Annotated in this window: 10 protein-coding genes and 1 pseudogene; 5 read left to right on the top strand and 6 right to left on the bottom strand. The window is 42.9% G+C overall.

Features of this window, described 5'->3' with window-relative positions; genetic code table 11:
• Positions 1-71: 71 nt before the first annotated feature.
• Entirely contained in the window at positions 72-644 is a 573-nt protein-coding gene (locus tag ACFX4O_RS03675; RefSeq protein ID WP_380207348.1) for a flavin reductase family protein, read from the bottom strand.
• A gap of 125 nt (positions 645-769) precedes the next feature.
• On the opposite strand from ACFX4O_RS03675, the gene ACFX4O_RS03670 reads away from it, so the two are divergent.
• Complete coding sequence (locus ACFX4O_RS03670; protein ID WP_136194802.1) at positions 770-1,669, top strand: LysR family transcriptional regulator; 900 nt, start codon at positions 770-772, stop codon at positions 1,667-1,669.
• A 175-nt stretch (positions 1,670-1,844) separates the two neighbouring features.
• On the opposite strand, the gene ACFX4O_RS03665 is transcribed toward ACFX4O_RS03670, so the two are convergent.
• The 3 genes and pseudogenes from ACFX4O_RS03665 to ACFX4O_RS03655 all read right to left on the bottom strand — a co-directional run bounded on the left by ACFX4O_RS03665 (position 1,845) and on the right by ACFX4O_RS03655 (position 3,491).
• A complete protein-coding gene (locus ACFX4O_RS03665) occupies positions 1,845-2,090 on the bottom strand; it encodes a hypothetical protein (protein ID WP_380207345.1) in 246 nt (81 codons plus the stop codon).
• A 66-nt stretch (positions 2,091-2,156) separates the two neighbouring features.
• Positions 2,157-2,567 (bottom strand): annotated as a pseudogene (locus ACFX4O_RS03660) (IS3 family transposase); the annotation flags it as partial.
• A gap of 243 nt (positions 2,568-2,810) precedes the next feature.
• Entirely contained in the window at positions 2,811-3,491 is a 681-nt protein-coding gene (locus ACFX4O_RS03655; protein WP_380207343.1) for a hypothetical protein, read from the bottom strand.
• Between the two features lie 497 nt (positions 3,492-3,988).
• Here ACFX4O_RS03655 and ACFX4O_RS03650 point away from each other — a divergent pair, with 497 nt between their 5' ends.
• Together ACFX4O_RS03650 and ACFX4O_RS03645 are read left to right on the top strand one after the other, a co-directional pair.
• On the top strand, positions 3,989-5,974 hold the full coding sequence (locus tag ACFX4O_RS03650) for an ATP-binding protein (protein WP_380207341.1): 1,986 nt from the start codon (positions 3,989-3,991) through the stop codon (positions 5,972-5,974).
• A gap of 1,381 nt (positions 5,975-7,355) precedes the next feature.
• A complete protein-coding gene (locus ACFX4O_RS03645; protein WP_380207339.1) occupies positions 7,356-8,960 on the top strand; it encodes a YfjI family protein in 1,605 nt (534 codons plus the stop codon).
• A 342-nt stretch (positions 8,961-9,302) separates the two neighbouring features.
• Here the strand turns inward: ACFX4O_RS03645 and ACFX4O_RS03640 are convergent, their stop codons facing one another.
• Together ACFX4O_RS03640 and ACFX4O_RS03635 are read right to left on the bottom strand one after the other, a co-directional pair.
• The gene (locus ACFX4O_RS03640) at positions 9,303-9,518 is read right to left on the bottom strand and encodes a helix-turn-helix transcriptional regulator (protein ID WP_380207632.1); all 216 of its coding nucleotides are present in this window, start codon (positions 9,516-9,518) and stop codon (positions 9,303-9,305) included.
• Between the two features lie 126 nt (positions 9,519-9,644).
• Positions 9,645-10,262 (bottom strand): inovirus Gp2 family protein, encoded by a 618-nt coding sequence (locus tag ACFX4O_RS03635; RefSeq protein ID WP_380207338.1) that lies wholly within the window; start codon positions 10,260-10,262, stop codon positions 9,645-9,647.
• A 680-nt stretch (positions 10,263-10,942) separates the two neighbouring features.
• Here ACFX4O_RS03635 and ACFX4O_RS03630 point away from each other — a divergent pair.
• Positions 10,943-11,113 (top strand): hypothetical protein, encoded by a 171-nt coding sequence (locus tag ACFX4O_RS03630; protein ID WP_380207337.1) that lies wholly within the window; start codon positions 10,943-10,945, stop codon positions 11,111-11,113.
• A gap of 2 nt (positions 11,114-11,115) precedes the next feature.
• Positions 11,116-11,580, top strand: a complete 465-nt coding sequence (locus ACFX4O_RS03625; RefSeq protein WP_380207336.1) for a hypothetical protein — start codon at positions 11,116-11,118, stop codon at positions 11,578-11,580.
• Positions 11,581-11,602: the final 22 nt, after the last annotated feature.

Here is an 11,602-nt window from a genome sequence, read left to right as displayed (position 1 = left end):
AGTGGGTTGATTTTGGTGCTCTTACCTCTATGTAGCCATTTTATATGGCTACATTTATACAGAAGTAAGGATTAGTCTTTTCCCGGACCATAATTAAATTTTGTACCTTTGCCAATGGCGTAAAACTGTCCGCCAGCTACGTAATGGACAGTACGTAGTTCATCAGGCGCATCATCAAAAATCCAGTGCCCATTCCTGAAAACGCGGTCATCACTCCATGCTCCGACAATTTCCCCCATGAACAAGTTGTGCTGCTTTTCATTTTCTTCATTGGGTATAACCTTACAGACTAGCCAGCCAGCGCAACCTTCAACTAAAGGCAGATCAAACTCTTTCTGATAAAAAAGTGGGATTTTATTGTTTTTTTCGGGTGTATCAGAATAACTGTGACCGCCCGCATATAAAACCATTTCCATCTGATTTACTACTGGGATCTGGACAACGTAATATCCACTTTTTTCGACAAGCCCTCGAGTAAATGCCTGTGGACCTATAAAAGCCATTACTTTGTTATTGCCTACTAATCCTACCCAAGCCGCTGCCATGACATTTTCAATGCCATCATTTTTAGCCGATATCATCGTCGTTGGCCCGACCTGCAATAAACGATAGGCTTTGTTTAACTCTACTGGTTGAATTGACATAATTTACTCTTTTGAATTCTGAAAAGTAAGAGAGGTTGCTTATTTGATTGTTCGATTATATGACTGGAATAGTTGCAAATTAATTGCTATTATCAAAATACATTATTGCAATTTTCACAACAATCATGAACAAACTTGATGCTCTAAAGTTTTTTATCATTGCCTCTGAAACCCTGAACTTCCGCGAAGCAGCCATAAAGCTGTCGGTTTCACCATCAGTAGTAACCCGAACAGTCGCTGAGTTGGAGAAACAGCTTGGTGAACCTCTTTTCAAACGCAATACTCGCTCGATCTTTCTCACCAGTTTCGGTGAGTTATTTTTACCCCAAGCGAAGCGCTTGCTGGAAGATTCTGAAAAGCTATTTCAGGCAGCGAAAGATGATAATGAAATGAAGGGTATTGTTCGTATCACATTACTTCGATTTCCAAATCATGAACAAATCTTGTATGAACTTTTGACTGCACTACGTCCATATCCTGAGTTATTTATCGACTGGCGTTTAGATATGATGAAACTTGATACTATCGAGCATCGTATCGATATAGGTATACGTGTAGGGCGAGAACCTAATCCAAACTTTATAATTAAAAATATCGGGCAAGTTGAACATATTCTGGTTGCGTCCCCTGAACTCATTGCTCGCCTGGGAGCACCAACTGATTTAGAAGATCTTCGACAGCGTTATCCATTTAGTGGTTTAATTAATCCTGAGACGGGAAAATCATTTGAGTTTATGAGTGACGCAGTGAATACTTTTGTCCCTCGTCATATTGAGTTTTATACTACAGACCCATACGCCGAGATTCAGGCTGCATTGGCCGGGAAAACGGTTGTACAATCCAGCGATTTTATCTGTAGGGAGTACTTAGCAAGCGGTCAACTTGTTCCCCCACTGCCTGAACTGCGACAGGAGAAATGGCAATTTTATTTATATCGGCCTTACCAGTTGATTACTCCCAAAAGAGTGACTGTCGTTTTTTCGCTATTAGAAACAATATTACGCAAATATTTCGCATCAAAATAATCTTCTCCTCAACGTCTGCTCCTGGCACGGAGCTGCCTGTCAGATTAGGTTTGGTTCTGTGCCATAGCTGTGTCAGGTCAAATCTAAGCTAATACACTTAATAACAGTAGTTGCTTGCAATCAGCGCAAACATGAGGCTTTAAATTTGGCGACTGAGCAGTAGCGATTGAGATGGCTAACCAGTGTGGCGGTTGCGCTCAAATCCTTTTCGCCCTTTTGCTGCCTGCTCGACACCCAGCTCCAAATATCGGTTAAAAAGATCATGCAATTGCAAAAGTTTCAGTGGCAATTCTTTTGTAACAAAGGCTTCAGGAGTTTCAAAGTCTTCAAGGTTATCAGCAAGATAATCTTGAACCGCTTCAAGAATATCCGGCAGAGTAATATTATTGCTTTGCTGTTCCTGCTCAGTGGTCCCTGCCATGTATGCCAAAACACCTGATGCCGCAGACAATTTTCATCACTGGCAAGACGCAAAAGCTCCACAACGCTCATTCGGAGCATCCGGATTGAACTGTCGCTCGAGCCTGTTGGGTGACACGATACTGGCCTGGCTTTTACGTGCCCGCGTGCTCCGGTATCCGACCTGAGCCTTTATCCTGGCACGTTTCATCAGTCGCCAGACTCTGTTGACTCCGCACTGTTGTCCGCTGCCCCGCAGATCCAGATGGATCTTGCGACAACCATAGGCGCATCCCGATTCCAGCCAGAACTGTTTAATCTGTCCTGTCAGTCTCAGGTCTACCTGATGGCGTTGTGAATGCGGCTGCTGAAGCCAGGCGTAAAGGCTGTGGGTGGTGATATCGAGACGTGTTGCAACGCTGGGAACAGAATAACCACGATCAACAACCTGTTTGACTGCTTCAATTTTAAACTCTTCGGGATAGCGCTTACCGCTCATGGGCTCCTCTCTTTAAGCCATTTTAAATGACTCTGAGGTGGCTATTAAACCCGTGGCGATTCAGAAACGTAGTGATATCCGCAGCGGAAAACCAAAACCAGTCACAGGTGTTTGAGTACGCCAGCCGGATATTTTCACTCTATCGGGTCAGATAATACAGTTCCGGTGTATACAGATTGAGGCTGGATGTTGTTCCACTTTTCCCGGTATGCGCCTTCCTTTTCCTGGAAAATATTAACAGTATTAAATAGCTGACTCGGTGAGTTCAGACAACCCCTGCATTACATGGCGCTTTCGTTCTTTGAGAAGAACTAGAGTTACCGAATGTGGCCCCTCTGAAAGAGGTGATTCCGGAAAACCACACTGCTGGCGAAGACGTCTTGCCAGGGAAGATGCACGCAGGCCCAGCGGGGTAGTATAACGGGCCCGGATGCGAAGCAGTTCAGCACTGTCAGCACCGTAGAAAAGGTGTTCTGAGCTATTCGCTATATGTATACGGGCATCAAGAAGCATCCCGGGAAGCTCCATGATACGGTACATATCCCATGCCTGCAGCACCCGCCAGTTTCCTTCCACTCCGGCCAGACTGATTTCCGGGATCTCTGTTCCTGGAATAATCACAACCTGAGCCCTCGGATCATCGTTCTCTTTTTTTTTCCCTTTATCAATGGCTACATCAGTACACTTGACAGCAAAAGATTCAAGAATAAATATTAGTTGCGAACCTATAAAACACAGCTCTGCTGCCTGCTCTCTGTCAGTTTTCTCCTGCTCAAGTTTCGCTTTATCTTTAATCGCCATTATTTCGCGACGTCTGGCCAGTATATGTGTCAACCAAACTACTGAGAGTGCCCCGATATAGGGCCAACCCAGTGACAAAAACCCCCAGATATTCGTCGGTTCTTTAAGAAGTCCCGCAGCCATTGTCCTTCCTCAGTCATAGAACTTGCTTCGTAAATATTGACATATTTTTTGCCACATATCCTGTTCAGGTACCACAGATCCGTTTCTTGGGTTTTTCGGATCTCTGATAAAGACCAACAGGATTGATGCTATAATGGCACTAATGAAGGATTATTCTTGCTGAAAAAGGATTATTGCCTTTATTGAACGAAATAGAACACATTATTGTTATAACTGCATAGATAAGCCGGCCTGGCGGGTTACCCGTATAAATGCCCCTGCGTGCCAGTAGCTGATGTATGGTGGGTCTAAAAGAACTCTCATGTTGTGGCCAACTTTCGTCGACCACTTCACTAGAATGCCGATCAGTCAGACTGAGCGTATCTATTTTGAAAGCAGGTGATTTCAACGAAGGATTTGTTCATGAAGATCAAATTCCCCATCCATAAATACGTTTTTTCTTAGTGATTAAGATATGTTGTGGCAGTATTCCTAAAACATCATGTTAAGGAATACGTATGTCGAGAATCACCGTTAAGGCTGGTGCTGATTTTCTCACTGGCTTAGCTCACTCGAAGCCTGTTACGGCATTAAGCGAACTAATATGGAATGGCTTTGATGCCAAATCTGAGAAAGTTGAAGTCATTCTTAACAAAGACTTAGCTTTTGGCTCGATTGAATCTATTCTCATCAATGATTGGGGAACTGGTATAGATCACAACAAAGTTACAGATTTTTTTGGTAATCTCGGTGAATCATGGAAGAAGCGGGCAAAAGCAGATGGCGATCGCTCCCTGCATGGTCAGTATGGCCGGGGCAGGTTTAAATCACTTTCTCTAGGGCAGCAAGTCCACTGGAAAACTGTCTATGAGAAAAACGGCATCCATTACCAATACACAATTTCTACTGACGCCAATAGGATTAATGACTTCACTATAAGTGATCCTCTGGTGGTTGAAGATGTTAGATGTGGAACACAGGTAGAGATAATTAACGTAAGTAAAAATTCGGATCTTCTTCTCTCGGATGAAGCTCTGGATGATGTAATTATGGAGTTTGCGTTATTTCTTACCGAGTACCCTAGAAGAAAAATTACTTTCAATGGGGTCAGTGTTTCTCCAATGAATGCGTGGTCAGATAAAAAAGATTATGATATCGGCGGAGTTCAACTTCCTGATGGCTCATTCGCAAATGCATCTTTGACGGTTATTGAATGGAATCGGAAAGTCCAACGAGAATTACATTATTGTGATTTACTTGGCTTCTCTTTATATAAGGAAGCGCTGGGGAATATAGTACGCGCTCCAGGGTATGATTTTACGTTATATGCAAAATGTGATTTATTTAAAACTTTAAGTGACAAAAATGAAGTATCCCTTGTTGAATTAGTTCCAGAGGTTAAGGCTGTTAAAGATGCAATAATTCAACGCGCAAGAATTCACTTCATTGACAAGGCTTTCACTGAGAAATCAAAAGTAATCGATGTATGGAAGGCTGAGGATATTTACCCCTATACGGATGATTGCTCAGCTGACCCTACGCAAGTCGTTGAAAGAAAAGTGTTCGATATCCTCGCTGTGAATGTCCAGAGCTACCTAAAAAGCTTTGAAAATGCGGATAAAAAGACCAAGAAGTTTACCTTTTTACTGTTATCGCAAGCGATCAAACAGAACCCGTCATCAGTAAAAAAAATTATCACTGAAGTTCTTGGTTTGAAGGCAAAAGAGCAAGATGAACTTGCCTCATTGCTGGAGAGGACAACTTTGTCATCTATAATTAGCGCTTCAAGGATTGTTTCTGACCGAATTGATTTCCTCAATGGTTTGGACAATTTGTTGCATGACCGGGAAACGAAGAAATCTCTCCTAGAGAGAGACCAGCTACATAAAATCCTTGAAAAAGAAGCTTGGGTTTTCCGTGAAGACTTCTTTTTAGCTGGTTCCGAGGATTGGCTCGAAGAGGTATTAAGGAAACATATCAAACATTTAGGGAATAGATGTGATGAAGATTCAAGCGAGTCTGTGTTGCTACCTGATGGGCGCCAAGGGCGAGTCGATTTAATGTTTGCAAAATGCCGTCAGCCCTATGAGGGATACACTGAATATTTGGTTGTAGAGCTGAAGCGGCCTTCGCAAAAAATTAATTATGATGTCATAGGCCAGGTGGAAAAGTATGCATTATCAGTTTCAGCAGATGAGCGTTTTGACCATTCAAAATCAAAATGGACGTTCATTGCGGTGTCTAACTCGATTGATGAGCATGCTGAGCGCAGAGCGCACCAACGCGGATGGCCTAAAGGTAAAACGATGGACGATGCTGAACTAAATGTTGAAGTATGGGTTCTGACTTGGGCGGAGGTTTTAAATGCTGCAAGGGCGAAATTGAATTTTTTTAGTAAGCAGCTTAATCTAGAGGCAACGCGAGATGATGCAACATCTTATCTCGAAAAAACACATAGAGAATTTATACCTGTAATTCAACCGTCAACGTCAGAAAGTTTTTAGCCATAAAGAAAACCGCCAGTTGGCGGTTTTTTATTGCAGGTTTATAGTTATCCTTGCTGATTCAGAATGTATCCTTACGTGTTTGCGATGGCTAAGTAATATGAGAATTCTCATCGTGGCAGAGTGAACCCATAGTGTTTTTCTATAAGAAAGGTGCTCGCAAAGGTAGTTTTCTGATTTCAAAAAAGCCATGAACTTCTTCTCATTTTTTCTACGAATCATATGAGTTTCAAAATCTACTGATTTACGTCCTTCTTGATGAAGCTGTCGGAGCAACGTCCTTAATTCTAGGAAGAGCGTTGCAGCAGCCATTTCGCTAGTTGGACATTTTGATAATTTCATGTAAATCGTACTTTTATTACCCGACTTTTTTTTAACCAGAAAAAGCCCATAGTCCTTCGTGTTTACCTTTGACCAGACAAAAAGCACTAAGCAGGATAAAATGAAGAAAATAGTTAATAGGCTAAAATAATCGTTCATGAGATTTGTTAAAATTAATTTTTTTCTTGTTACGCAAATAATATCTAACAAGATAAACCTTTTTTTGTTGCAATCATAATGAGAAAGCTCATTTTAATGATTACAAATGATCTTAAGCACTTTCCCACCGCGCATCCTGCGCATGACCGCAAGAAATTGAAAGCATTAAAGGGAAAAATGGGCGACCGCGTGTAGTTGTAGCTATATTCGGCCATTATACCCATCAACGGAGTCATGAGTACAACCGAGGCCCACCTGCTTATACAAGCCGGGCTATTTTAACAGGTTAAGTCCGTGACTGAACAAAGCGGGTTTCTGGTCTTGAAGGTAAAAGCGGATTCTGCATTGTGCCGGCAAACAGTATTTCGGCGAACCTGCGATCGCGCATGGCGTACCTCCAACGCGAAATTCCAGAGATGATCCTTAAGTACGGTCCATGGGGTTGCTGTGTGGCCACGCAATACGGTGAGGTGATCCACTGTGCGCAATATGCCCTGGCATCCCATTGCGTTAACTCGTAACTGACGGTGTACGTCATCTCGGTGGCGTCAGCCCGGAGACCTTCGAAAAGGCCTCACCGTGAGGTCAGAAACTGTCTACCGGACCGGGGTCATTCCACCTCTTGTGGTGAGGGTCAGAAATACCAGCAAAGGAAATCCCGATCACTGACGTGCGGCCTGATGGCAACCACCCTCTAAAGCCCTTCGGGGCTTTTCTTCCCACCAGCCTGCCCTGTAACCTTTCCCCGAGCAACGGCGTTATGCAGTTGTTCCACGCTCAGGATTGTCACGTGATAAACCCCGCTTGAGACATGATGTCCCCGTTATCCAGTCTGAAAATGGTTTAGCGACTCGTAATTTTTTGCTTTATGCTTCGCTTACCATTCAAAAAGGAAGACAACGTGAAGAAAAGTGATTTTCAGTGGGTCAAACGCTCTCCCCGGCCAGAGCGCTCAGAATTTGCAAATGAGCAGCCGTTGCCCCTTTATCCCGAACATCTTTTCCCTGCGGTATTATCTGAGCCGCTTAAGGAACTACACCGTAATACGCGTATTCCGGATGAACTGACGGGGAATATCATCCTCAGCGCGGCTTCCCTGGCATGCCAGTCCCTTATTGAAGTGATTCATCCTCATACCAGTGTTCCTGAGCCTTGCTCTCTTTATTTTTTTACCATCGCTGAATCCGGGGCCGGAAAATCAACAATCAAAAACAGGGTGATGAAACCCTTTTATGATTTTGACGAGAAAATGCGGCTTGAGCACCTCAAACAAATGTCAGCATTTGATGCAAAATTTGAAATCTGGAAATGTAAGCGAAAAGCACTTGTCAGGAATCTGAACAAAGCTATTGACAGGAACTATTCTGGTGAATCTGAATCATGGGAACTTGAGAAACATAACATAATCAAACCTCATCCTCCGGTACTTCCTCAGATTATTTATAACGATACCTCAGCAACCGATTTAATTCAGGGGCTCAGCCAGTATTCTGACGCAGGGCTTATTACTGATGAAGCCATTACCTATTTTGGCAGCAGGCCAAAAAGTAAAATAGGATTTTTAAACAATGCCTGGGACGGCAGCCCCTACCATTTTCGACGTGCAGGTAAAACAGACTGTCATTTTACGCCCTGCTTAACCGCCTCTCTGATGACACAAACGGCGATCTTTGATGGTTTTATGGAAGCCCACGGCGACGTTTTCAAAGAGAGCGGTTTTCTGTCGCGATTTTTGTTTTCCAGAATTGACGATCTGAAACACTTTGCTGAAGGTACTATTCCCACTGAAATTACCTGGCCTGCGATAAATAACTTCTACCATCTATTGAATGACCTTCTGGATAAGAAGAAAACCAGAATTGATGAACAAACTACAACCAGAAAACAACTGAGACTCTCCCCTGCAGCAACGACACTCTGGGAAAAACACCGGGAGCAATTATTGCTAAAAATGGTACCAACAGGAGAGTTTTATTATATTCGTGATTTCGCGGCAAAAGCCAGCGCTAACGTATTACGATTGGCCGCTATTCTCCAGCATCTGAGTAACGAATGCGCGGACGAAATCAATGAAGACATCATTCAAAACTGCACGGAAATTATCGACTGGTACCTGAGTATGATTAACCGGATCTTCTTTTACACGCCAGAACGCCTTCGTTTCATTCAGGACGTTAAAAAGTTATACCGATTTATTTTAAATGGCTGCATTAAAAGCGAGAATAGCCGCTTTATCACATTCAGTGAGATTGAACAATTAGGCCCTAATAATCTCCGCAGAACAGAAAAACTCACGCCAGTGTTAAATCATTTAATCGGCCAGGGCGATGTAAAAATCCGTATGGATACACTTAATGGAACAATCATGCTCGTTGCGAGAAACCATGAAGACATTTACCCCATGCCTGGAAACAAGATGTCTGCCAATATTATAGAAGCGGACTCTACGCCTGTAACCCCGAGCTTTTACATTGACCTTGATGATATCAGGTTAAACACGAATTAAAAAACGAAAGCGTAGCTACTTCATATGAAAGATCCGTGCGCCGCATAGTGTCAGTACATAAAATGGCCATTTTTCATTAAAAACCTGTAAATTAATTTTATGAAATCCGCTAAAACACCTTCTTTAGCGGATTTTTAATCATTAATTTATTAACTCAATGCAGGTTTAGATTAAAAAGTATGCAGATGCGAGGGCGCAGGCTGTGGCAGCAAACCAGGGGAAATGGATGTGTGAAGTCTAATCGAAAGCCTTAAATGAAAATATTTTCATTCGTCAGACGATACTGACTCTACAGAAATGTTATATTTAAGGACAAATACACATTATTTTATAAAGCTGATGTTAACCCTCATGACCACGAGAGTTTGCAATACGCTCCAGCACCCAGGCTTCGATTTCACTTTTAAGCCAGCGTGACCTACGCCCCAGTTTAATCGGTTTAGGAAACTCACCCAGTGAAATCAGTTTATAAAACCATTTATCACTCAGCCCGGTGAATTCAGTGATAAAGACCATATCGACCATTTTGTCGCTCAGCAGGCCAGTATTATTCAGCATTGTCATAACGGAATTCTCTGTCTTGATTGAAAGGGAAGACAGGAGCACCGGAGTTAATGTGTCAAATTTCACACCGGTACTCTGTCATAACATCTGCTGTACTGGTAAAAAAATACTTACACGCAATCAGTCTTGACTGCACCCAAAGTTACGCTGTCCGTCTGAATAGTCCTTGCTGTACTCTTTAGCAAGGTAATTAATACGATTCGTCACCACTTCGTACTGCGTAGTAAAATCAGCACTGTTTTTACTGAGGTGGTAATAACCATTTACCGGAAATTCCACCAGTGAGTAATACTGCGAATGGTTAAGCTCCAGTGCCCGTACCCAGGCTTCCATAATCATTAAAGCTAGGTTATGTGAATACTCACCGTTCACTGGCCGGTAATTACCCGGATACGCATAGTTTTCACGATTAAGGAGTAATGCAACATGATAGTGTTTCTTACCACAGTCACTGAACTCACGCGTCCAGATATAACGAATCCGACAAGGATGAATCCGTTTACCCTCATTCTGTCTTTTCAGTAAATTTACTTCAATCTGAGCCTTAAGGGAGGATATGAACCGTGTAATTAGCGATGAGTCGGCATTGTAATAGACGGCATTGAATTCAGGTAAGCGTAAATCGACCCGCAGGACTAATGTACGGGAATATTCATTAAGTGATTTATTAAGGGTATCCTGAATCCGTTTAACATGGTTCCGATTCAATGGATAGTGGTTGTGCGTATTGAAACTCATGAGTGATGTCCTGATGTTAGTTATGTTCAATAAAATGTAAGTCTGGAGTAATAAATTACTTTTAAGTAATAATGAGAGTATGTGGCAGGTAATCCGAGGGTGATTTGTGACCAGGCCACCTGGAGCACTGTATGACTGTCGAGCGTATAGGCCTGAGTATACTATGAATGTAATACCCTTCAATTGAACCTGGCAAACAGCGTGCTATCATACTCAATGAGAAGAATAATTCTCTAACAGAAACTTTAGAATAACACTCTCTCAATTACACTTCTTATCCCAATGGCAATAGCTTGCTAATAATACCTTTGCAATAATATTCTTCTATATAGTTATATTACCAATCCGACAAGCAAAGACTTAATGACATTAAAATCACAATAGAAGAAAGAAATATTAATTTAGGCTGTTCGCAGGGTAAATAAACCGATTATTCCACTCTCAAGTTAATCCTAATTACTCATATAATAATCAGTGCTAAAAGTCATTCAAAATGACCGTATCTGACCACGTGTTAAATGGCCTGAATCCTGCCAGCCGCTCTCCCCCGATAACCCGCGATCGCCCTCCAACACCACGCATGCAATCAGCTCCTTTTCAATGAATTTTCAGGTATATATCACCCTCCTGAAGTGAAACCGACCATCGATAAACTCGGACGAGGTTTACGGTAAATATCTTTGCTGAACCACGATCTATTTTGTCGATCGGTTCGATCGAATTTCATCGTTATCCCCTTCATTTTTGCAGCTATAAAATCCCAATGGGATGCTTATGGCTGTCAGTCTTCTATTAAAAATCATGCACATACCCTTTCGGGGTGGCGTTATATGAAAACCAGAGGTGCTTAAAAATGAACAGAAAAATGATTCACCCTTTACTGCTGACCTGTGCGCTGGTGCCAGCAGTGGCAATGGCCTTCGGAAATCAAACCACCTGGACCCGGGGCTGGGCTCAGGGTGTGTCTGAGTTTGTTATCAAGGGGAAAGGCCAGTCTCAGCTTTATCTGGCCTGTGAGGACGATGGCACGCAACCTGCCACCATCATCTTCACAGATACCACTGGACATCAGGTCAGCATGGACAGCGGCAAAACGCTTCAGGTTCGGATTGACGATAGTGAAACCATTGATATCAGTGAGTCCGACAGTCGGGGCGGGGATAACAATCTGGCCCAGGCCTGGAATGCCCTGAGAACCGGTAAGCAGATGCAGATCACCGGGAATGGCGTCCTGCCCGCGCTGTTCACACTAAAAGGTGCAGGCAACGTCCTGCCAGAATTCGGCACTCATGGCTGCGTCTCGAAAGCGTCACTCTGACCGCGGCAGATACTGTTCTTTA

The organism is Kosakonia sp. YIM B13571, from assembly GCF_042788095.1.
Lineage (GTDB): Bacteria > Pseudomonadota > Gammaproteobacteria > Enterobacterales > Enterobacteriaceae > Kosakonia > Kosakonia quasisacchari.
The sequence above is the reverse complement of the archived record's forward strand: the minus strand, read 5'-3'. Positions and strand labels throughout refer to the sequence as shown.

Excerpts from the sequence above, each read along its gene's own strand:
- ACFX4O_RS03675 (WP_380207348.1), bottom strand. The coding sequence starts at position 644 with ATGTCAATTCAACCAGTAGAGTTAAACAAAGCCTATCGTTTATTGCAG.
- ACFX4O_RS03670 (WP_136194802.1), top strand. The coding sequence starts at position 770 with ATGAACAAACTTGATGCTCTAAAGTTTTTTATCATTGCCTCTGAAACC.
- ACFX4O_RS03665 (WP_380207345.1), bottom strand. The coding sequence starts at position 2,090 with ATGGCAGGGACCACTGAGCAGGAACAGCAAAGCAATAATATTACTCTG.
- ACFX4O_RS03655 (WP_380207343.1), bottom strand. The coding sequence starts at position 3,491 with ATGGCTGCGGGACTTCTTAAAGAACCGACGAATATCTGGGGGTTTTTG.
- ACFX4O_RS03650 (WP_380207341.1), top strand. The coding sequence starts at position 3,989 with ATGTCGAGAATCACCGTTAAGGCTGGTGCTGATTTTCTCACTGGCTTA.
- ACFX4O_RS03640 (WP_380207632.1), bottom strand. The coding sequence starts at position 9,518 with ATGCTGAATAATACTGGCCTGCTGAGCGACAAAATGGTCGATATGGTC.
- ACFX4O_RS03635 (WP_380207338.1), bottom strand. The coding sequence starts at position 10,262 with ATGAGTTTCAATACGCACAACCACTATCCATTGAATCGGAACCATGTT.
- ACFX4O_RS03625 (WP_380207336.1), top strand. The coding sequence starts at position 11,116 with ATGAACAGAAAAATGATTCACCCTTTACTGCTGACCTGTGCGCTGGTG.